Origin of the sequence: Allofournierella sp. CML151 (assembly GCF_027853465.1) — a bacterium.
Taxonomy (GTDB): domain Bacteria; phylum Bacillota; class Clostridia; order Oscillospirales; family Ruminococcaceae; genus Allofournierella.
Map to the genome: position 1 here is coordinate 86,040 of NZ_JAPNNW010000011.1, position 22,057 is coordinate 108,096.

The window sequence follows — 22,057 nt, forward strand, 5'->3', positions numbered from 1 at the left end:
AGGTGTGACGATGAAACGGTTCAATTCCAAGCAGGCAGAAGGGTACTCTCCCTACACCTGTATCCAGGCCCTTCAGCAGGGCAGCGCTGTGACCCGCCTGTCCGCGCTGGTGCTGGGCCTTGGCAACATGCTGAACGGGCAGATCATCAAAGGCCTGCTGTTCCTGGCCGGGGAGCTGGCGTACTTATTCTTTATGATCCGCTATGGCTTCCACAATCTTGTGATGCTGGTGACTCTGGGCTCGGTGGAGCAGCAGGAGATCTGGGACGAAGCCAATCAGGTGTTTTTGTATACCAAAGGGGATCAGTCGGTGCTGCTGTTGTTGTACGGCGTGGCCACCATTTTGCTCACGGTAATTGCCTTCTGGGGCTGGCGCGGTGCGCTGCGCAGTGCCTACAAGGCGGAATGCCTGAAAAAAGAGGGCCGGCATGTGAACAGCTTCCGGGAGGATCTGGCCAGCCTGCTGGATGAAAACCTCTACCGGCTGCTGATGACCCCGCCCATGTTCTTCATCACGGCGCTCACCATCCTGCCGCTGGCCTTCATGATCTGTATGGCCTTCACCAATTACAGCCGGATCGACAACCATCTGGTGCTTTTCGACTGGGTGGGCTTTGAAAATTTCGCGGCTCTGTTCGATTCCAGCAGCGTGCTGGGCAGCACCTTCTGGTCGGTGCTGGTCTGGACGCTGGTCTGGGCAGTGTTTGCCACCTTCACCAACTATATTTTCGGTATGCTGCTGGCGCTGCTCATCAACCGGAAGGATACCCGGGCCAAGAGCTTCTGGCGGTTCTGCTTCGTGCTTTCCAGCGCGGTGCCCATGTTCGTATCGCTGCTGATTATGCGCACCATGCTTCAGCCCAACGGCGCAGTGAATGTGCTGCTGCGCAACCTGGGGCTGATCGCCCCGGACGCCAGCCTGCCTTTCTTCACCGACCCTACCTGGGCCAGAGTGACTGTGATCGTGATCAACATCTGGGTGGGCGTGCCCTATACCCTGATGCAGCTCACCGGAATTCTGCAGAACATTCCCGGCGATTTGTACGAGGCCGCCAAGGTGGACGGCGCGGGCCCGGTGCGTACCTTCTTCAGCATCACGCTGCCCTACATGCTGTATGTGACCACTCCTTATCTGATTGCAACCTTTACCGGCAACGTGAACAACTTCAACGTGATTTATCTGCTCTCCGGCGGTGACCCCATCACCAATCTGTCCTCCACGGCGGGCAGCACCGATCTGCTGGTGACCTGGCTGTACAAGCTGACCATCGACAAGCAGTATTACAACGTGGGTGCGGTCGTTGGCATTCTGACCTTTATCATCCTGTCGGTGGGTGCACTGTTTACCTACCGGCGCAGCAAGTCCTACAAAGAGGAAGGTGGATTTTAAGCGATAAAACGGTATAAAAGCGCAAAGGCCGCCCGGCGGCGCACCAATATCCTGGTCCATACATTGCTGGCCGTGCTGGCCGCCATCTGGGTATTCCCGGTGCTGTGGGTCATCATGACCAGTTTCCGGGGTGAGAAGGGGTCCTATGTGTCCACCTTCTTCCCCCAGACCCTGACCTTGGACAACTACACCCGCCTGTTCACCGATACAGCGGTGCTGAACTTCCCTCAGATGTTTATGAACACCCTCATCATTGCAGTGTGTTCCTGCCTGCTGTCCACCTTCTATGTGTTGTCGGCCTCCTACTGCCTGTCCCGCATGCGGTTCAAAATGCGCAAGCCCTACATGAATATGTCCATGGTGCTGGGCCTGTTCCCGGGCTTTATGTCCATGGTGGCAGTGTACTTCATTTTGAAGGCAGTGGGCCTGACCGAGGGCTCCATGATTCGTCTGGCGCTGATTCTGTGCTACTCCGGCGGCGCGGCGCTGGCCTTCCAGATTGCCAAGGGCTTTTTCGACACCACCCCTTACGCGGTGGATGAGGCAGCTCTCATCGACGGCTGCACCCGCTGGCAGATCTTCACCAAGATCACACTGCCGCTGAGCAAGCCGGTGATCGTTTATACCCTGCTTACCTCCTTCATCAGCCCTTGGGTGGACTTCATCTTTGCCAAGGTGATCTGCCGGGCCAACTCCGACCAGTACACCGTGGCCATCGGCCTGTGGAAGATGCTGGAGAAGGAATACATCGACAGCTGGTACACCAGCTTTGCAGCGGGCGCAGTGCTCATTTCGATTCCCATTGCGCTGCTGTTTCTGAAGCTACAGAAATATTATGTGGACGGCATGGCCGGTGCAGTCAAGGGCTGACGGCAGTTCGTGACCGGAAAGGAATGCAGAGGAATGGATTTTAACAGCAAAGCGTTTGCGCGCAGGTTCCACTACGAGGGCAATGATCTGGGCGCCCGGCTTACCGAAGCGGGCACCGAGTTCCGCCTGTGGGCTCCCACCGCCGAAACGGTGCAGCTGCGGCTGTTCCGGTCCGGCCATGAGGGAGAAGCCTTTGAGACGCTGGCTCTGGACCGGGGCGAAAAGGGCGTGTGGTTTGCCGGTATTAATCAGCGGCTGGATGGCGTGTATTACGACTATCTGGTCACAGCGGCGGGGAACACCCGCCGCACCGCCGACCCCTATGCCCGGGCCTGCGGTCTGAATGGCCAGCGCAGCATGGTGGTGGATCTTGCCGCCACCGACCCGGAGGACTGGCAGATGGACAAAGCCCCTGCCCGCCAGACAGAGGACATCATCTATGAAGTGCATGTGCGGGAATTCTCCTGGGCGGAAAGCGGCGGTTTCCCGGAGCACTGGCGGGGCAAATACAAAGCCTTCTGCTGCGCGGACACCACCCTGTTCGACCGGGGCAGCCAGCCCACCGGCCTTGCATATCTGCGGCAGCTGGGTGTGACCCATGTACAGCTGATGCCGGTGTACGATTACGGCTCGGTGGATGAAGCCCACCCGGACGACAGCTTCAACTGGGGCTACGATCCGGTAAACTACAACGTGCCGGAGGGCTCCTATTCCACCGACCCGACCCGGGGCGAGGTGCGCATCCGGGAATTGAAAGAGCTGGTGCAGTCGCTGCACCGGCAGGGCTTCCGGGTGATCATGGATGTGGTGTATAACCACACCTACCATCAGGACTCCTGGCTGGAACGCACGGTGCCCGGTTACTACTATCGCACCTGGACGGACGGCAGCTGGAGCAACGGTTCCGGCTGCGGCAACGATGTGGCCAGCGAACGCTCCATGTGCGCAAAATACATTCTGGACTCGGTGCTCTACTGGGCCGAAGAATACCATATGGACGGCTTCCGCTTTGACCTGATGGGCCTTCTGGATACCGACCTGATGGAACGTATCCGCGCTGCGCTGGACGAGCGCTTCGGCCGGGGCGAAAAACTGGTGTTCGGCGAGCCCTGGGCCGCCGGTTCCACTGCCCGGAAACGGGGCGTTCGGCTGGCAGACAAAAAGGCCCTTGCCGGGCTGGACCCGGAGATTGGCGCCTTCTGCGACGGCGTGCGCGACGCGGTGAAGGGCCCGGTGATGTATCGGGAGAAACCGGGCTTTGTGAATGGCGGTAGTGGTTTTGAGAAGAGAATCCTGCACAGCATCACCGCCTGGTGCGGCGAGGCGCGGAACTTCCGTGCGGCAGCGCCCTCCCAGGTCATCACCTATCTTTCCTCCCACGACGACATGACCCTGTGGGATAAGCTGGTGGTCACCATGGACCCGCAGCAGAACTTTGACGACCCGGCCCCGCAGGTGATGCGGGCCAGCCGGCTGGCGGCGGCCATCTACATGACCTGTCAGGGGCGGCTGTTCCTGCTTTCCGGCGAGGAATTCGGCCGCACCAAGCAGGGGGAGGATAATACCCACAAAGCACCCATCGAACTCAACCGGCTGGACTGGGAGCGGGCCTGGCAAAACCGGGAGTTGGTGGAATACTATCAGGGACTGATCGCCCTGCGCAAGCAGCTGCCCGCCTTGTGCGACAAGACCGAACAGGCCGGTAAGCGGCTGCTGCATTCCCAGGTGCCAGCAGCCCGCTGTGTGACGGCTCTGCTGGAAAACGGCGGACGCTGGAGCAAGCTTCTGCTGGCCTACAATGCTTCTTCCCATCCGGTGGAGCTGGAACTGGAAGAGGGCGAGTGGGAGCTGCTGGCAGATGAACGCAGCAGCTTCTGGTGGCAGGAGTACCCCGCTGTGCAAAGCGCGCAGGTGCAGCCCATGGCCGCGATGATCCTGGGCAAACGATAACAACAAGTATAAGAGGGGAAACCAATGCGGTTTATATATGGAAAACAGGATTTTCGCAGTCAGGAGCGCGGACAGGAGAGCTGCTGGCTGGTGACCAACGGTCTGGGTGGCTTTTCCTCTCAGACCATCACCGGAGCCGCCGCCCGCAACGACCACGCGGTGCTGATGGCCTGCACCCAGGCGCCCAACCACCGCTGGAATCTGATCCACCGGCTGGAGGAGGTTCTGGAAACCGGGAACGGGATGGAGCATCTGTCCAGCCAGCAGTTCCGGGGTCTTCCGGCGGAGGAGGGCTGGAAGCATTTGTGCAGCATGGAGGTGGACGGTCTGCCCCATTGGTGGTATCAGCTGAACGGCGTACGGGTGGAAAAGGAGCTGGCGCTGGACTGGGAGCGCAACACCCTGGCGGTGCGCTACCGCATCGGCAATGAATCCGGTGCGGACTGCACCCTCACCGTCACGCCCTGGATGCAGTTCGTGCCCAAGGGCAATGACCTGAGCGCCCGGCAGCGGTTTGTTTTCCGGGAGGGCGCGGTGGAATCTGCCGGGCTGCGGTTGCGCATCAAAACCAACGGCCAATTGCAGGAAACACCCCTGCGCCGCCAGACCCTCTGGTATGCCTACGATGCCTGTGACGGCCGTCGGGCTGCCGGGCATACGGCATCGAACGTGCAGATTTCCATCACCGTTCCGGCGGGAGTGGAGAAAACACTGGACATGGTGTTCTCGCTGGAACAGGAGCTGTCTGCCGCTGGTAAGGTGCTGCAAAACGCCAAAAAGCGGCTGCGGGCGCTGGAACAGCAGAGCGGATTCCGTCACCCGGCGGCCCGTCAGCTGGCGGTGAGCGCCGACGCCTTCATCACCCAGCGGGCCTCCACCGGGGCAAAAACGATTCTGGCGGGCTACCCCTTCTTTGAGGACTGGGGGCGGGACACCATGATCGCCCTGCCCGGCTGCACCCTGGCCACCGGCCGGTACGAGGATGCAAAGAGCATCCTCACCACCTTCCTGGAGCACGAGCGGGGCGGCCTGATGCCGAATCTCTTCCCGGAAGGGGGCAACGAGCCCATGTACAACACGGTGGACGCATCGCTGCTGTTCATCAACTGCATCTGGCTCTACCGGGCTTACACCGGCGACGAAGCCTTTGTGCAAAAAGCCTGGCCGGTGATGAAGCGGATCATAGAGGGTTACCAAAAGGGCACGGAGTTCGGCATCCACATGGAGCCGGATGGTCTGATCGCCGCCGGGCAGGGGCTGGATCAGGTGACCTGGATGGATGTGCGCATCGGTGACATCCTGCCCACCCCCCGCCACGGCAAACCGGTGGAAATCAACGCCTACTGGTACAACGCACTGCGGATTATGGAACGGCTGGCCTCCGAGATGGGCGAGGCCGGGCAGAGCTACGGCGAGCTGGCGGAAAAAGTACGGAAAAGCTTTGTGCGCCAGTTCTGGATGGAAGAGAAGGGGTGTCTGAAAGATCTGGTCTCCGGCACAAAGGCCGACGAGCAGATTCGCTGCAACCAGATCTGGGCCGTGTCCATGCCCTTCACCATGCTGGAGCCCCGGCAGGAAAAGCAGGTGGTGCAAACGGTTCTTCGCCACCTGTACACGCCGGTGGGCCTGCGGACGCTTTCGCCGGAAGATGAGGAATTCCATCCCACCTACGGCGGGCCGCAGCAGCAGCGAGATCTGGCCTACCATCAGGGAACGGTGTGGCCCTTCCCGTTGGGAGCCTGGTATCTGGCCTATTTAAAAGTGAACGAATATTCAGCACAGGCAAAACGGCAGGTAAAGCAGCAGCTGGCTGCACTGGAACCGGCGCTCAGAGAGGGGTGCGCCGGTCAGCTGCCGGAAATTTACGACGGGGAAATCCCCACCGCCTCCCGGGGCTGCTTTGCCCAGGCGTGGAGCGTGGGCGAGCTGTTGCGGGTATACGAAGCCCTGGAACGTTCCCAACCGAAACACTGAGAGAAATGAGAGGGAAAGGTATATGAAACAGAGACTGCAGAGCATTCTGAACAAGCACTACGGCAAAAATCTGGACACCGCCACCGATCGGGAAGTCTACACTGCCCTGATGCTCTACACCAAGGAGCAGCTGGCCGCTATGCCCCGTACCGAGGGCAAGCGCAAGCTGTATTATGTATCGGCGGAATTTCTGATCGGCAAGCTGCTCAGCAACAACCTGATCAATCTGGGCCTGTTTGACGAAGCAAAAGAGCTGCTGGCCAAGCACGGCCATGAGCTCACCGCCGTTGAGGAAGCGGAGAACGAACCCTCGCTGGGCAACGGTGGTCTGGGCCGTCTGGCTGCCTGCTTTCTGGATTCCATCGCCACGCTGAACCTGTGCGGCGACGGTGCGGGCCTGAACTACCACGACGGCCTGTTCTATCAGAAGCTGGAGAACAACAAGCAGAAGGAAGAAAAGAACCCCTGGATCACCCCGGAAAGCTGGCTCACCGACACCGGCGTGCGTTTCGATGTGCCCTTCGGCGGCTTTTCTCTGCGCTCGGTGATGTACGACGTGGGCGTGCCCGGCTACAACGGGCGGCGCAACAGCCTGCACCTGTTCGATGTGGAGACGGTGGACGAATCTATCATCGGCGATGGCATCTCCTTTGACAAGAGCGACATTGCCCGCAATCTGACTCTGTTCCTTTATCCGGACGACAGCGACGAGGCAGGCCGCCTGCTGCGGGTGTATCAGCAGTATTTCCTGGTGAGCAGCACCGCCCAGCTGATTCTGAAGGAGACCCGGGATCGGGGCGGCAGCATCGAGAAGCTGCATGAGTCTGTGGCGGTGCAGATCAACGACACCCACCCCACCATGATTATCCCCGAGCTGATCCGCCTGCTCACCGCCGAGGGCATGAGCATGGACGACGCCATCCGTGAGGTGAGCCTGACCTGCGCCTACACCAACCACACCATTCTGGCCGAGGCGCTGGAAAAGTGGCCCATGGATTTTATGCGCAAGGCAGTGCCCCAGCTGGTACCCATCATCGAGGAGCTGGACAAGCGGGCAAAGCAGGTGAGCGACGATCCCCGGGTCGCCATTCTGGACGATCAGGACCGGGTGCACATGGCTCACATCGACATCCACTACGGCTACAGCGTGAACGGCGTGGCTGCTCTGCACACCGAGATTTTGAAGGAATCCGAGCTGCGGCCCTTCTACGAGCTGTACCCGGAAAAGTTCAACAACAAGACCAACGGCATCACCTTCCGCCGCTGGCTGCTCCACTGCAACCAGCCCCTGGCCGCCTTCATCGAGAGACTGATCGGCCCCGGCTTCAAAAAGGATGCAGCAGAGCTGGAAAAGCTGCTGGCCTTCCAGAACGATGAGGAAGTGCTGCACCAGCTGCGCCGCATCAAGACCGAAAACAAGCAGGCACTGGCCCGTTATCTCAAAGAGACTCAGGGCGTGGACCTGAACGCCGATTCCATCTTCGACATTCAGGTCAAGCGCCTGCATGAGTACAAGCGCCAGCAGATGAACGCCCTGTACGCTATCTACAAGTATCTGGAGATCAAGGCCGGCAAGCTTCCCGCCCGCCCCATCACCATGATCTTTGGTGCTAAGGCGGCCCCGGCCTACACCATCGCCAAGGACATCATCCACCTGATTCTCTGCCTTTCTCAGCTGATCGAAAGCGACCCGCAGGTCAGCCCCTATCTGAAGGTGGTAATGGTAGAGAACTACAATGTGACCAAGGCGGAAAAGCTGATCCCTGCCTGCGACATCTCCGAGCAGATCAGTTTGGCCTCCAAGGAGGCCTCCGGCACCGGCAACATGAAGTTTATGCTCAACGGCGCGCTCACTCTGGGCACCCGGGACGGCGCAAACGTGGAGATTGCCCAGCTGGTAGGCGAGGAGAACATCTATTCCTTCGGCAAGAGCTCCGAGGAGGTTATCCGCCTGTACGACGAGCAGGCCTATTCCTCTGCTGCTCTCTACGACGGCGATGAGGAGATCGCCCGTCTGGTGGACTTCATCATCGACAAAAAGATGATCCGCATCGGCGATGTGGAAAGCCTGTGCCGCCTGTATAAGGAGATCGTAAGCAAGGACTGGTTCATGACCCTGCTGGACGTGAAGGAATACATTCAGAAGAAGGAAGCGATGCTGGCGGATTACGAGGACGAACTGGCCTGGAGCCGCAAGACCCTGGTGAACATCGCCAAGGCGGGATTCTTCTCTTCCGACCGCACCATCGCCGAGTACAACCGGGATATCTGGCATCTGTGAGGATGATTGAATGAAAGAAACAGGAATTCTGCTGGCGGTATCCTCTCTCCCATCCCGTACCGGGGTGGGAGAGCTGGGCCGGCCGGCATATGAGTGGATTGACCTGCTGGCCGAGAATGGGGTGAGCATCTGGCAGATTCTGCCCCTGAACCCCACCGGTTACGGCAACTCCCCCTATCAGCCCTATTCCTCCTGCGCGGGGGATGAGCTTTATCTGAGCCTGGAACTGCTGGCACAGCAGGGCCTTTTGCCCGAGGTGCCGGAGTTTGCCGGGGCCAACCCGGGCCGAGTAGAGTATGAGGCAGTGCGCGCCTGGAAGGAGCCGCTGCTGCGCGCTGCCTGCGCGGCCTTCCAGCCGGACGAGGAGTACAACGCCTTTGCCCGGCAGGATTGGGTGCAGAATTACAGCGTGTTCCGGGCCTTCAAAAAGGCAAACGAAAGCCGCTGCTGGCTGGAATGGCCCCAGTGGCAGCGGGACTGGCCCCAGACTCGGCAGGGAGACCTGAGCGAGTTTGCTGAAGAAATTGCCTACCACAGCTTTTTGCAGTATCAGTTTCTGAACCAGTGGAAGGCTGTGCGGGAATATGCCCATCAGAAGGGCGTGCGCATCATGGGCGACGTGCCCTTCTATGTGGGCGTGGACTCGGTGGACGTCTGGGCCGGACGGGAGAACTTCCTGCTGGATGAGGACGGCCGCCCCACCTTCATCGCCGGGGTACCGCCGGACTATTTCAGCGCCACCGGCCAGCGGTGGGGGAATCCCATCTACAACTGGGAAAAGATGCAAAAAGACGGCTTTGCCTTCTGGGTGGAGCGCATCGGATACAATCAGAAGCTGTTTGACATCATCCGCATCGATCACTTCCGGGCATTCGATACCTACTGGAAGATTCCATCCAGCTGCCCCACCGCCATTGAGGGCGAGTGGATCGAAGCGCCGGGTTATGCGGTGCTGGATACCCTGTATGAAAAGATTCCGGCCCTGGAACTGGTGGCGGAGGACCTGGGCGATCTGCGCCCGGAGGTTCTGGAGCTGCGGGACCACTACCACTTAAAGGGCATGAAGGTGCTGGAATTTGTGCTGGATGCGTCTGGCAAATATGTGCGGGACACCGGCTCGAACCGGGCCTGCCAGATCCACTACACCGGCACCCACGACAATGCAACCCTGAAGGAATGGTACGAAAGCCTGCCTGTGGCGCACCGGCGAAAGCTGCGCCGCTGGCTGAAGCGGCAGGGCTTCGGTACCGGCAGCGTGGTGGAGCGGCTGAACCGCTGTGCGCTGGCAAGCCCGGCAGACTGGACCATCCTGCCTGTGCAGGATATAATGGAGCTGAACGCCAGTACCCGCATGAATACCCCCGGCACCGTGGGCTCCCCCAACTGGGAGTGGCGACTGGCTGATTTTGACCGGGCGGCCCGTGCGCTGCGTGCGCTGCGGCCCGCCATCTTACAGCGGAGGAAAGCACAATGAATTTCGCGGCGGTCTTTCACTGGGCTCAGGCCCCTTACAGCTATGCATTGAATCCGGATGAGCTGATTTTGCGTTTGCAGACCGGTCCCGAGGCGGAGCGGGTCTTTCTGCACTGGGGCGACCCCTTCGAGGCGGGCATTCTGGGCGGTGCCGAGCGCTGGCAGGGCCAGCGGCAGGAGATCACCAGCCCACTGCGGCTGGAGCACTGCCTGTGGTGGAATGTTACCATCCGGCCGCCATACAAGCGGTGCCGCTACTATTTTGAGCTGCATCAGGGCGGCGAGGTCTGGTTCTATGGAGAAGACGGCTTCTGCACCCCGGAGCAAAACAAAAGTGAGGATCGCCCGGCGGCGTTCCATCAGCCCTGGATGAACCCGGCAGACATTCCCGCCCCGCCTCAATGGGTGCGGGACACGGTGTGGTATCAGATTTTCCCGGACCGGTTCTGCCGCAGCGGGGCCAGCAGCTGCCAGACCCCCTGGCGCACTGGTCCTGTGACCAATGAGGAACGCTTCGGCGGCGACCTGCCAGGCATCTGCGAAAAGCTGGATTATCTGGCCGGCCTGGGCGTGAACGGGCTGTATCTGAACCCCATTTTCGCGGCGGACTCGGTACACAAGTACGATACCCGGGATTACGAGACTGTGGACCCGGATTTCGGCACCAATGAGGATCTTGCCCGTCTGGTGAAATCCGCCCACGAGCGGGGCATCCGGGTGATGCTGGACGCGGTGTTCAACCACTGCGGGGCCAGCTTCGGTCCCTGGCAGGACGTACTGCAAAAGGGTCCGGCCTCCCGCTACTGGAACTGGTTCATGGTGAACCGGTGGCCGGCTCCGACTCCCGACCGGGACACCCGGGACAGCCGCTATTACTCCTTCGCCTTTGCTTCCAATATGCCCAAGCTGAACACCAACGAGCCGGAGGTCATCGAGTATGTCTGCGGCCTGTGTGAGCGCTGGGTGGGGGAATACGGTGTGGATGCCATCCGTTTCGACGTGGGCAACGAGGTGTCCCACCGCCTTTTGAAGGAGCTGCACCGGCGGCTGCGGGCCATCCGGCCGGATGTTTACCTGTTGGGGGAAATCTGGCACGATGCCTCTCCCTGGCTGGAGGGTGACGAGTACGACGCGGTGATGAACTACCCGCTGCAGCAGGCGGTGAAGGGCTTCTTTGCCAACAAAGACAGAACCGCTCGTACATTGGCCTGGGATCTGTACCGCTGCTTGGGCATGTACCGCCGCCAGACCGGGCAGGTGATGTTCAATCTGCTGGATTCCCACGACACCGACCGGCTGTTCACCCGAGCGGGCAGTGAGGATGCGTTTTTTCAGCAGCTTGCCATGCTGTTCACCCTGCCGGGCAGCCCCAGCATTTATTACGGTACCGAGATCGGCTTGCCCGGCGGGCACGATCCGGACTGCCGCCGCTGCATGCCCTGGGACCGGCTGGACGAGCCGGAAAACCGGCAGCGCATCCGGCAGCTGAAAGAGCTGATCCGGCTGCGGCGAACCCTGCCTGAACTGCGGGAAAGTGGTCTTTGCTTTGCGGAGACTGAAGCGGAGGGCCGGAACGTGTGCTATCGGAGAGGCGACGTGGAGGTGCTGCTCAACTGTGGCGAAACGCCCTGGCAGCTGCCCGGAGAAGGAGAGCCTTTGTTCTACCGGAACCTGCGGGAAAATACCCTTGCCCCCGGTGGCGTGTGTATTCGCCGGATGACTGAGTGAAACAGACGGGAGGAAAGCGATGGAAACAATCCGCGCGGTTGTATTTGACCTGTATGGCACACTGATCCGTATTCATACCGATGAGGAGGATCTGGAGCGGGTCTGGAAGCCGATGACCTTCTATTACGGATATCATGGGGCCAAGTATGACGGTCCCGATCAGCTGCGCCGGGCCTACCGGGCTGAGGTGCGCCGTCGCCAGCATGCGGCGGATGTACGCTTTGGCCCCGGCTGCGGCGAAGTGGCGCTGGAGCAGGTTCTGGAAGCCTTGTTCCGCAAAAAGGGCGCGCCCTGGGTGACCGGAGAAATGGTGCGCGGTGCGGGCACGCTGCTGCGGGCCTGCTCCACCGATCAGGCCGAGCTGTACCCCGGTGTGCACCAGCTGCTGGACACACTGCGTAGTGCAGGGAAGAAGGTGTTCCTTCTGTCCAACGCACAGAGGCTGTTCACCTGGCCGGAGATGACCATGCTGGAGCTGTGCAGCCGGTTCGACCGGCTCTTTCTCTCCTCTGACTGGGGCATAAAAAAGCCCTCGCCGGATTATTTCGGCCTGGTGCTCCAGGAATGCGGATGTCCGCCCGATCAGGTGATGATGGTGGGCAACAGCATTCATGACGACATTGCCCCGGCCCGGGCACTGGGAATGCATACCTGCTTTCTGAATACCGACGGTTTGAACGAAACACCGGAATGCGACCTTGTCTGCGAAGGCGCAGATTACGAGAAATTATTGCAAACGCTATTGCCCGGCACTGCATCGGCCGGAGTGTGGTAAGGAGGAATCACAATGCTGGACAAAACCAAAAAGGACTGGTGGAAATCCGCCGTTGCCTACCAGATTTACCCGAAAAGCTTCCAGGATACCACCGGAAGCGGCGTGGGTGATCTGCAGGGCATCATCAAGCGGCTGGACTATCTGAAAACGCTGGGCATCGACGTGATCTGGCTGTCGCCGGTGTGCGCCTCTCCCCAGGTGGACAACGGTTACGACATTTCCGATTACCGAGCAATCGACCCCATGTTCGGCGACCTTGACGATATGCGTCAGTTGATCCAGGAGGGGAAAAAGAGGGGCATCGGCATCATGATGGATCTGGTGCTGAACCACAGCTCCGACCAGCACCGCTGGTTTTTGGAGGCAAAGACCAGCCGGGACAATCCCTATCATGACTATTACGTCTGGCGAGACGGTACGCCCGATGCTTTCCCCAACGACATGCAGGCCACATTCGGCGGCCCGGCCTGGGAGTGGGTGCCGGAGGTGGGGCAGTATTACTTCCACCAGTTCGCACCTCAGCAGCCGGACCTGAATTGGGAGAATCCGGCCCTGCGCCGCGAGATCTACGACATGATCCTGTGGTGGATGGAGCAGGGCGTGGAGGGCTTTCGGTTGGATGTGATCGACCAGATTGCCAAGGAGCCGGACAACAAAATTACTAACAACGGTCCCCGGCTGCACGAGTTTCTGCGGGAACTGAGCGCCGAGACCTTCCAAAAGGGCTGTCTTGTCACCGTGGGCGAGGCCTGGGGCGCGGATATCCCCCGGGCAAAGCTGTACAGCGCGCCGGACGGCAGCGAGCTTTCCATGGTGTTCCAGTTCGAGCAGATGGTGCTGGACCAGCAGCCCGGCAAGGATAAATGGGACCTGGCGCCGCTGCCCTTCGTGAAGATGAAGCAGAGCTACGCCCGCTGGCAGCAGGGTCTGCACGGCTGCGGTTGGAACAGTCTGTTTCTGGATAACCACGACCTGCCCCGCATCGTTTCCCGTTGGGGCGACGACGGCGAATACCGGGTGCAGTCCGCGAAGTTGCTGGCTACCATGCTGCACGGAATGCAGGGCACGCCCTACATCTATCAGGGCGAAGAGCTGGGCATGACCAATGTGCGCCTGCCGCTGGAGCAGTACCAGGATGTGGAAATCCACAACATGTATAAAAAACGGCTGGCCGAGGGCTACCCGGAGGAGGAGATCCTCCGCTCCATCTACGCCAAAGGAAGAGACAATGCCCGCACCCCCATGCAGTGGAATGGGCAGGAGAACGCCGGGTTTACCACCGGCACTCCCTGGCTGCCGGTGAATCCCAATTATACGAGCATCAATGCAGAGGCTGCTCTGGCAGATCCGGATTCGGTGTTCTGGTATTACAAAAAGCTGATTGCTCTACGTAAAGAATACCCGGTGTTCGTGGAAGGCGACTTCACTCTGCTGGAGGAAGAACATCCTCAGCTGTTTGTTTACCGGCGGAGCACCAAGAATGAGCAGATTCTGGTGGTGTGCAATTTCTCGGGAACGGATGTGTCCTGGAGCCTGCCGGGTGAGTGGACCACGGCCGAGGTGCTGATCAGCAACTACCCCGACCAGGTGCAGAAAACCTTGCGCCCCTGGGAGGCAATGATCCTGCATCGGGCTTTATAAAAGCTTGAACGGACTTCAGCAAAGGCGGCACTCTTTGTGTCGCCTTTGCTTTTGTGATTTACGGCCCGGCGCCGCAGTTAGAGTTCGAAACAGGCTGATTTTGGCCTGGAGCGCGTCGCGTAGAACCACGCTCTTCAGGGTAGTCGTTTGTGGGAATTTGTTTGCCGAGAGAGACCTTAAGGGGGCACGAAAATTTTTGCCATTCGCTGTTAAGGTGCTATAATGAGAAAAACAGAAAAAGCGCATGGCCCGATACCGCTTCTCTCCAAAGAGGATGACCCGGGCAGCTGTGAATAGAAAGGGGAATGTTGAAATGACAGAACGGGAAAAGATGCAGGAGGGCCTGCTGTATGATGCCAATTACGATGCGGAACTGCTGAAAGAGCGGGAGCGCTGCAAGGACCTGTGCTTTGCATACAATCAGCTGCGGCCCTCACTTGCCAAAGAACAGGAAAAGATCATTCGCCAGTTGTTCGGAAAGACCGGCAAACGGTTTTACATCACTGCACCCTTCTGGTGTGACTACGGGAGCAACATCGAGATCGGCGAGGATTTCTACACCAACCACAACTGCACGATTTTGGACGGTGCCAAGGTGACCTTCGGAGATCATGTGTTTATCGCGCCGAACTGCGTCTTCTCCACCGCGGGACATCCACTGGATGCGGAGCAGCGTAATCAGGGATTGGAATATGCCTACCCCATCACGGTGGGCGATAATGTGTGGATCGGTGCCTCTGTGGCGGTGCTGCCCGGTGTGACCATTGGAAGCAACACGGTAATCGGTGCGGGAAGCGTTGTCAACCGCGATATTCCAGATGGTGTGGTGGCTGTGGGCAATCCCTGCCGGGTACTGAGAAAGATCACCGAAGAGGATAAGAAGAAATATTGGAAAGAGGGAAACAAATGAAATTCGACGTAAATTCCCTGCAGTGGACAAGGCAGCCGGAGAGCAGTGCCATTTCCCAGGATCGAATCGAGATCGTCACCAAACCGCATACCGATTTGTGGCAGAGAACCTACTACCATTTCCGGAACGATAACGCCCCGGTGCTGCAGATGTCCACCGAAGAACAATTCTTTTCCTTTGTGGTGAAAACGGAATTCTCCGAAAGCCACCACCGTTTTGACCAGTGTGGCGTGGTACTGTATCTGGACAGTGAAAACTGGCTGAAGGGCTCTATCGAATATGAAAACGATACGTTCCAGCATCTGGGCAGCGTTGTTACCAATCACGGCTATTCGGACTGGGCAACCACCGAGATTCCCGCCAGTGTAAAATCCATGTGGTACCGGCTGAGCCGTCGGGAAGACGATTTCTGCATCGAGTGTTCGGAGGATGGCAAGGTGTTCCATCAGATGCGCGTCTGCCATCTGCATGAGGCAAAAGGCGAAATCCGGTTTGGCGTATATGCCTGCAGCCCGGAGGATTCTTCCTTCCGTGCGATTTTCACGAATATGGAGCTGACCGAATGCAAGTGGCTGACTCACGATGGTCAGGCACCGGATGAAGTCGAAGAATAACTACACAGCGGCCTGACCGAAAAGGGGTAAGAACCTGCTGCGCACAGAAAAAGAGCCGGTAACGCACAAGAATATCATTTCTTGTAGTTACCGGCTCTTTTGGCAGGTTTATAAAGTTGGATTAAAACTCTTTGCTCTTATGAATCTTCACAGAAACGAAGTAAGAGGCAAGGAAAAGTAGGATTGCAGCGATGGTTCCGGTTGCCTCCACAAGCGGATGCCGCATATTCATGCCGTCGGTCCATTTGGATAAACCTGCGGCAAGCAGCAGCTGCATTCCAATCGCGCCGAATGTGGACAAAAGCAGAATCAGTTCGTTTTTCTCAGTGCCCAGCTTCAGAACAAGCGGATACATGACCGCGATGGAAAAGAAGGATAAGGTAAGCCCAACCTCAAAACCACTTGGACGAGACCCAGTGCGGCGCTGATGGTGGTGCTTTTTCCGGCACCGTTCTCACCGATCAGTCCCACAATGGAGCCCCGGGGAACGGAAAAGGAAACGCCATTCAGTACAAAATCTGGATAGCTTTTCTTCAAGCCTGAAATGGTCAATGCGTCGGTCATTCTCGGTCATCCTCCTGATACATGAGTGTCAGCAAGCCGATCAGCCGCTCCAGAGATATTCCGCTGGTACGGGCGATCTCGATTGCTTCGCCAAACTTTTCCTCAATCTTTTTCTTCTGTTCTTCCAGATAGAACTCCTGATTCTGGGCAGATACATAGCAGCCTTTTCCCGCAGTGGTTTCAATGAAGCCGTCTTCCTGCAGGCTGGCATAGGCTTTTTGCACGGTAAGAATGCTGATATGCAGGGACTTCGCCAGCGATCGAACCGAGGGAATGGCATCTCCTGCCTTCAGCTCGCCGCTCATAATGGCCGCTTTGATCTGGGAGGAAATCTGTTCATACAAAGGCCGGCTTGCCTTGTTGCTTACAACGATATCCAAATGCTCACCACCGTTTTATCTAAACTGTATTACTATAACAAGTACAGTGTAGTACGCCGTGATACAGCTGTCAAGAGCAATTGGAAAATCGGTATTGTGTCTTCACTTTATCACTGGAATATGATAAAATAAAAAGCATCCTGCAACGCCGCAGAAAAAGCCCGGCGAAAAGCGGCTTTCAATCAGAGCCGTTGGAATTAATAGGATAAGGAGCATATCGCAATGAAGCAGCCCGCAAGCCCGCAATTGATGCTTATCATTTCCATGGTCGTGTTCGGCACCCTGGGATTGTTTGTGCGGAATATACCGGTGTCGTCAGGGGAGTTGGCCCTGTATCGGGCGATTCTGGCGGCACTGCTGCTTCTGGTCTATTTTGTGGCGACCAAACAAACCATCCCGTTTCGTAAAATACGAAGGAAGCTCCCGCTGTTGCTGCTGTCCGGCGTGGCCATGGGGTTCAACTGGATCTTGCTGTTCGAGGCGTACAAGTACACCACTGTGTCAGTGGCAACCCTGAGCTATTATTTTGCGCCGGTGATCGTGACGGTGGCCTGCCCGATCCTGTTCAAGGAGAAAATGACCATCAAACAGTGGATCTGCTTTGCCATGTCCACTCTGGGAATCGTTCTGATCACCGGGGTGGGGGATATGGCATCCGGGAGCAACCACCTGCTGGGAATTGCCTTCGGTCTTGGCGCAGCCTGCTTCTATGCAGCGGTAATCCTGCTGAACAAATTTATCCGAAATGTGGAGGGCATCCATCGCACCTTCCTTCAGTTCATTGCCGCCATTCTGGTGCTGATTCCCTATGTGGGCGTTACCAGCGGCGTGACCCTTTCCAAGCTGGATGCCACCGGTTGGGTCTGCCTGCTGGTGGTAGGATTGGTGCACACCGGTGTCACCTATTGTTTGTATTTCTCCTCGCTGAAAGAGCTGCCGGGGCAAAAGGCGGCAATTTTAAGCTATATCGATCCGCTGGTGGCCGTTTTGGTATCGGTGCTGCTTTTGCGGGAAAGCCTGACTCCCATGCAGATGGTCGGGGGGCTGCTGATTCTTGGCTTCACTTTGTGGAATGAGGTGACACCGAAAGTAAAAGTTAACGGATGAACGAATTTGTGGCAGCAAAGAACCGCCCTCCCGGAAGTTTTCCCGGAAGGGCGGTTCTTTCTGTGTGGGATGGAGTCAGAGTACGGATTCCCAGATGCCGTGCAGGTTGCAGGCAGCGTATACACCGCGGATGCTTTCGTATTTGTCCAGACGGAAGGTGGTGGAGGGGCTGTCTCCGGCGGCAAGGTAGTGGACATGGAACCCCAAGTTGGTTTCCAGAACGATCCACAGGATGCGGTGCTCCGGGCTCATGGGATGCGAGATCTGGCCCACTTCAATCAGGATGTCCATTCCGTTCTGGTGAAGGATGGGAACGTGCTTTTCTGCAGCGGCGTCTCGGGTGCCCGGGAGCACTTCCGTCATGGGTGTGCCGCAGCACACCATCGGAACGCCGGAATCAGTCAGTTTAACGGCAAGGTTGCCGCAGTGTTCGCATTGATAAAATTTCATAAAGAACTCCTTTGTTCAGATGGATGAGTGGTGTTGAATGGTTTGTGCAGAACGCTTTTCCATAATGACGGTGACCAGATCGCTGATGCCGTCTGCGGCAAGTGTTGCGCCGAATACCATTACAACCAGCTGCATGGTGGTGAAGGGATTGATGATGATCAGCCCGCCCAGAAGGATCGGGATGATGGAGGAAAGCAGCATGGGGATCATGCCGGGATGCTGTTCCCGAACACCCATGTATGCCAGGGGGAGTTTGCCGACGCCGTCCACCAGAAGAAGGGAACCGAGTACGAGCGGCAGAACCGACAATACGGCCTGCGGCCAGATCAGGGAAAAGGCGGCGAATGCGGCGGGAAGAACGGCGAGAAATACGTCGCCCGGATTGCCGCAGCCCATTTTGCGGGCCTGCAGATAGCGAATCAGGTGGATGAGCCCGTATGCACCGGCTCCGGCAGCAAGTGCCCAAACGAAAAGAGTACTGCTGGCGGCAGGAAACACAAAGAGCAGAATGCCCATCAGGATATACAGTGCAGCGACCCAGACAGAAGCGGTACGAGTCCAGAAAAATTGAAACATAAATTGCCTCCTAAAATAAGAATGGAAGGAAACAGAAGACGGGGAATTTGTTTTGTGTCTGCTGTTTTGTTGTTATCATCGTACCATTTGCAGCCCTGAGAATCGGTGTGCCAGACAACGGAATTTCATATTCGGGAAAATTCATCGGGAAGATCGTTTTTTATAACAAAAAGGCCCCGGCATTCAGGATGCCGGGGCTGTTTTTGCAAGTATGTAAATGCCAAATGGTAGGGATTACTCCTGACGGTTCAGGAACCAGGCGAAACCGAAGGGATACAACTCCACGTTCTGCAGGCTGTTGCGGGTTCCGCCGTATACCAATTCCTCAAAGGTACCCTGCTCGGGGCTGGAGGCGGTGACGAACTGGTTGCTGAAGTTGAAGAATGCGATCAGCTTGTGCCCCTGGTACCAGCGGCCCACACCCAGCACATGCTCGGAACCGGTGTCAAAGGTCCAAACATCCGCCCGGCTGTCGAAGGCAGGCTCGGCGGCGCGGATTATTTCCAGTTTGCGCAGGCCCATGAACTGCTTGCCCTGACGGGTGGAGCCGTCGTGACGCAGCTCAGCCAGCACCCACTGGAAATTGCCCCGGTGAATGTAGCGGCTGTCATCCCAGCGCTCGGGGTCCTGATGGTAGGAGTAGTCGTTCAGCTGACCCACCTCGTCGCCGCTGTACAGCACGGGGATGCCGCTCTGAATGAGCATCCATGCGTGCAGCATCAAATCGCAGGCGATTGCGCGCTCCAGCTTGAAGGGGTCCTTCTCGTAGTCTGCAGCCTCCACGCCGCACAGGGATGCGGTGGTGCTGCAGAGGCGGGCGTCGCCAAGGCGAGGGTCGTCGTTGTACAGCTCGCCCCGGCTGTCGCTGCCGGGCCACTTGCCGGTGAACCAGTCATTCAGGTATTTCTTGTGTGCAACCTCGTCCGAGCCAAAGCGGCCGCCCAGCCAGGTGTAATCCAGACCCCAGCCGATGTCATCATGGCAGCGCAGGTAGTTGAGGAACAGAAACTCCCGGGGCAAAGCGCATACGGTGTCCATCTGATGGCGCAGCAGAGAAACGTCGCCGGTGGCCAGTGTGTGCCAGGTGGTGGCCATGGTGGTCACATTGTAGAGCATGTGGCACTCGGGCTTTTCCGGGGTGCCGAAGTAGGGGACCACCTTGGCAGGCTCCATAACCACCTCACCCAGCAGCAGAACACCGGGGCAGACGATCTCACACACAATGCGCATCATGCGAACCAGGGTGTGGACCTGCGGCAGGTTGCGGCAGCTGGTGCCCAACTGCTTCCAGATATAGGGAACAGCATCCAGACGGATCACATCAATGCCCCGGTTGGTGAGGTAAAGCAGGTTTTCCGTCATGTCGTTGAAGACCACCGGATTTGCATAGTTCAGGTCCCACTGGTAGGGGTAGAAGGAGGTCATAACCACCTGATTGCAGTCCGGCAGCCAGGTGAAGCTGCCGGGAGCGGTGGTGGGGAACACCTGAGGAACGGTTTTCTCAAACTGGTTGGGAATGTCCCAGTTGTCGTAGAAGAAATACCGTTCCCGGTAGCCGGGCTCACCGGTACGGGCTTTTTTGGCCCACTCATGATCCTCGCTGGTATGATTCATTACAAAGTCCAGGCACAGGCTCATGCCCTTGGCACGGCAGGCATCCGCCAGGGCTTCCAGGTCTTCCATGGTACCCAGCTCAGGCTGGACACGGCGGAAATTCGCCACGGCATAGCCGCCGTCGCTCCGACCCTTCGGGCTTTCCAGCAGGGGCATCAGATGCAGGTAGTTAACGCCGCACTCCTCCAGATAGGGCAGCTTTTCCTTCACGCCTTCCAGGGTGCCGGCAAAGGCGCCGGTATAGAGCATCATGCCCAGCAGCTCCCGCTGACGGTACCAGTTGGGATCGGCCTCACGGCGCGCATCCTGGGCGCGCAGATCCTCTTTCCGCTCGTCCCAGCTGCGGCGGAGCATGCCCAAAAAGTAATCGAACGCGGCCATATCGCCATTGTACAGCTCGCAATACAGCCATTTCAGTTCATCATAATATTTGCCCAGGCGCTGGTCAAAAGCGCTGGTGGTCTGGGAGGTGCTGGTTTTCTTGCGCGGGGTAGAACTTTTCTTCGTGCTCTTCGCCATCGGATTATTCTTCCTCCAATTCGTCTAATGTGGGCATAGCGGGAATCGCTCCGCTGCGGGAGCAGGTGATGGATGCCGCCCGATTGGCAAAGGCCAGAACCTTCTCCAATTCTTCAGCGGTCAGTTTTTCCAGGGGGCGGTCGCCGCGGGCAGTCAGGCGGCTGAGCGCTGCGCCAAGGAAGGTGTCGCCGGCGCCATTGGTATCGGCGACAGAGGTAGCCACACCGGGCACAACGCCGGTTTTTCCCTGCCAGCGGTAGAAAGCGCCCTTTTCTCCCATGGTGATCAGGACAAGCTGGATGCCCAGCTCCTCCAGATAACGGCTTGCCGTTTCCGGGTCAGCTGTGCCGGTCAGCAGGGGAAGCTCCTCTTCCGAAAGCTTGATCAGGTCCACCAAAGGCAGAGGGTTGCGCATCCATTCCACTGCATTCTCTTCGCTTTCCCAGAGGGAGGCGCGGTAGTTGGGGTCATAACTGACCAGTACACCCTGCTGCCGGGCCTGCCGGGCCGCAAAGATAGTAGCGGACCGGGCAGCTCCCGCGGTCAGACTCACCGAACCGAAATGAAGCACTTTGGTGTTTGCCAGGCTGCGGATGTCGATCTCTTCCGGACAAAGCTCAACGTCTGCACCCCGGACGAAACGGAAGGAGCGCTCGCCTTCCTGCGACAGCGTGACCACCGCCATGGTGGTAGGTGTTTTGCTGGTATGCAGGCCGGAAACGTTCACACCGTTTTCCTGCAGTACCTGAGAAAGATAGCTCCCGAAGCCATCGCGCCCCACCTTTCCGCAAAAGGCGGTCTGTGCGCCCAGGCGGGCGGCAGCCACGGCCACGTTGGCGGGAGCACCGCCGGGATTTGCAGCCAGCATCGGTACGTTCTGGTCATTGACGCCGGTTTGAGTCAGATCAATCAGTACCTCGCCGATCGTTGTAATGTCCGTCGTAAAGGGTCACCTCACTAAATTACTTTTAAAAATATATTCCAAACAAAATGATTTCGAGTTGTATGATAGCATAAGTTAAAACGATTGACAATTCTTTTCCGGCATTTCCTTGGGGCTCGTTTTAACAAATTTTTTGCAGGAAAATTGATGAATCATACAAAGGTTTCAGTAAACACGAAAAAATATTTCGGGATGGAAAATTTTAATTGTTTGCGTGCTCCCGAATGACGGAAACAACAGACTTTACTTGCGGGAAAAATAAAACATCCGGAACCGCTCTATTCGGTTCCGGATGTTC

General features: G+C 57.9%; 19 protein-coding genes. 12 read left to right on the forward strand and 7 right to left on the reverse strand.

From position 1 onward, the window contains the following. Positions 1-10: 10 nt before the first annotated feature. The 11 genes from PH256_RS09500 (at position 11) to PH256_RS09550 (ending at position 15,606) form a co-directional block, all read left to right on the forward strand. A complete protein-coding gene (locus PH256_RS09500; RefSeq protein WP_270913947.1) occupies positions 11-1,390 on the forward strand; it encodes a carbohydrate ABC transporter permease in 1,380 nt (459 codons plus the stop codon). Positions 1,391-1,453: 63 nt separating this feature from the next. Further along, the gene (locus tag PH256_RS09505) at positions 1,454-2,260 is read left to right on the forward strand and encodes a sugar ABC transporter permease (RefSeq protein ID WP_442866657.1); all 807 of its coding nucleotides are present in this window, start codon (positions 1,454-1,456) and stop codon (positions 2,258-2,260) included. A 33-nt stretch (positions 2,261-2,293) separates the two neighbouring features. Further along, positions 2,294-4,210: a type I pullulanase gene (gene pulA / locus PH256_RS09510; RefSeq protein ID WP_270913948.1), complete on the forward strand. Its 1,917-nt coding sequence runs from the start codon at positions 2,294-2,296 to the stop codon at positions 4,208-4,210. Between the two features lie 24 nt (positions 4,211-4,234). Further along, positions 4,235-6,184: an amylo-alpha-1,6-glucosidase gene (locus tag PH256_RS09515; protein ID WP_270913949.1), complete on the forward strand. Its 1,950-nt coding sequence runs from the start codon at positions 4,235-4,237 to the stop codon at positions 6,182-6,184. Between the two features lie 22 nt (positions 6,185-6,206). Continuing rightward, on the forward strand, positions 6,207-8,465 hold the full coding sequence (locus PH256_RS09520; RefSeq protein ID WP_270913950.1) for a glycogen/starch/alpha-glucan phosphorylase: 2,259 nt from the start codon (positions 6,207-6,209) through the stop codon (positions 8,463-8,465). Positions 8,466-8,475: 10 nt separating this feature from the next. Further along, positions 8,476-9,939: a 4-alpha-glucanotransferase gene (gene malQ, locus PH256_RS09525; RefSeq protein ID WP_270913951.1), complete on the forward strand. Its 1,464-nt coding sequence runs from the start codon at positions 8,476-8,478 to the stop codon at positions 9,937-9,939. Then, positions 9,936-11,666 (forward strand): glycoside hydrolase family 13 protein, encoded by a 1,731-nt coding sequence (locus PH256_RS09530; protein WP_270913952.1) that lies wholly within the window; start codon positions 9,936-9,938, stop codon positions 11,664-11,666. The genes malQ and PH256_RS09530 overlap by 4 nt, the downstream gene beginning before the upstream one ends. Before the next feature lie 19 nt (positions 11,667-11,685). After that, the gene (locus PH256_RS09535; RefSeq protein ID WP_270913953.1) at positions 11,686-12,441 is read left to right on the forward strand and encodes an HAD family hydrolase; all 756 of its coding nucleotides are present in this window, start codon (positions 11,686-11,688) and stop codon (positions 12,439-12,441) included. Positions 12,442-12,453: 12 nt separating this feature from the next. Then, on the forward strand, positions 12,454-14,082 hold the full coding sequence (locus PH256_RS09540; RefSeq protein ID WP_270913954.1) for a glycoside hydrolase family 13 protein: 1,629 nt from the start codon (positions 12,454-12,456) through the stop codon (positions 14,080-14,082). Positions 14,083-14,395: 313 nt separating this feature from the next. Then, positions 14,396-14,992, forward strand: coding sequence for a sugar O-acetyltransferase (locus PH256_RS09545; protein WP_087184863.1), 597 nt, complete (start codon positions 14,396-14,398; stop codon positions 14,990-14,992). After that, positions 14,989-15,606 carry a DUF1349 domain-containing protein gene (locus tag PH256_RS09550; protein ID WP_270913955.1) on the forward strand — a complete coding sequence of 206 codons (618 nt, stop codon included), beginning with the start codon at positions 14,989-14,991 and terminating at the stop codon, positions 15,604-15,606. Before PH256_RS09545 ends, PH256_RS09550 begins: the two co-directional genes overlap by 4 nt. Before the next feature lie 121 nt (positions 15,607-15,727). Here PH256_RS09550 and PH256_RS09555 read toward each other — a convergent pair whose 3' ends face one another. From PH256_RS09555 to PH256_RS09565, 3 genes are read right to left on the reverse strand one after another with little or no spacing between them, the layout of a single operon-like run. Further along, positions 15,728-15,961 carry an ABC-2 transporter permease gene (locus PH256_RS09555; RefSeq protein WP_087184861.1) on the reverse strand — a complete coding sequence of 78 codons (234 nt, stop codon included), beginning with the start codon at positions 15,959-15,961 and terminating at the stop codon, positions 15,728-15,730. Then, positions 15,943-16,170: an ATP-binding cassette domain-containing protein gene (locus PH256_RS09560; RefSeq protein WP_442866658.1), complete on the reverse strand. Its 228-nt coding sequence runs from the start codon at positions 16,168-16,170 to the stop codon at positions 15,943-15,945. Before PH256_RS09560 ends, PH256_RS09555 begins: the two co-directional genes overlap by 19 nt. Beyond that, the gene (locus tag PH256_RS09565) at positions 16,167-16,550 is read right to left on the reverse strand and encodes a GntR family transcriptional regulator (protein ID WP_087184860.1); all 384 of its coding nucleotides are present in this window, start codon (positions 16,548-16,550) and stop codon (positions 16,167-16,169) included. The genes PH256_RS09560 and PH256_RS09565 overlap by 4 nt, the downstream gene beginning before the upstream one ends. Positions 16,551-16,772: 222 nt before the next feature. Here PH256_RS09565 and PH256_RS09570 point away from each other — a divergent pair, with 222 nt between their 5' ends. After that, a complete protein-coding gene (locus PH256_RS09570) occupies positions 16,773-17,657 on the forward strand; it encodes a DMT family transporter (protein ID WP_270913956.1) in 885 nt (294 codons plus the stop codon). Positions 17,658-17,732: 75 nt separating this feature from the next. Here PH256_RS09570 and PH256_RS09575 read toward each other — a convergent pair whose 3' ends face one another. From PH256_RS09575 to PH256_RS09590, 4 genes are all read right to left on the reverse strand, one after another. Further along, on the reverse strand, positions 17,733-18,107 hold the full coding sequence (locus PH256_RS09575) for a desulfoferrodoxin family protein (RefSeq protein ID WP_270913957.1): 375 nt from the start codon (positions 18,105-18,107) through the stop codon (positions 17,733-17,735). Between the two features lie 15 nt (positions 18,108-18,122). After that, entirely contained in the window at positions 18,123-18,683 is a 561-nt protein-coding gene (locus PH256_RS09580) for a DUF308 domain-containing protein (protein WP_087184857.1), read from the reverse strand. A gap of 234 nt (positions 18,684-18,917) precedes the next feature. Beyond that, positions 18,918-20,816 (reverse strand): alpha-amylase family protein, encoded by a 1,899-nt coding sequence (locus PH256_RS09585; protein WP_270913958.1) that lies wholly within the window; start codon positions 20,814-20,816, stop codon positions 18,918-18,920. Positions 20,817-20,820: 4 nt separating this feature from the next. Beyond that, entirely contained in the window at positions 20,821-21,750 is a 930-nt protein-coding gene (locus PH256_RS09590; protein ID WP_270913960.1) for a carbohydrate kinase family protein, read from the reverse strand. Positions 21,751-22,057: the final 307 nt, after the last annotated feature.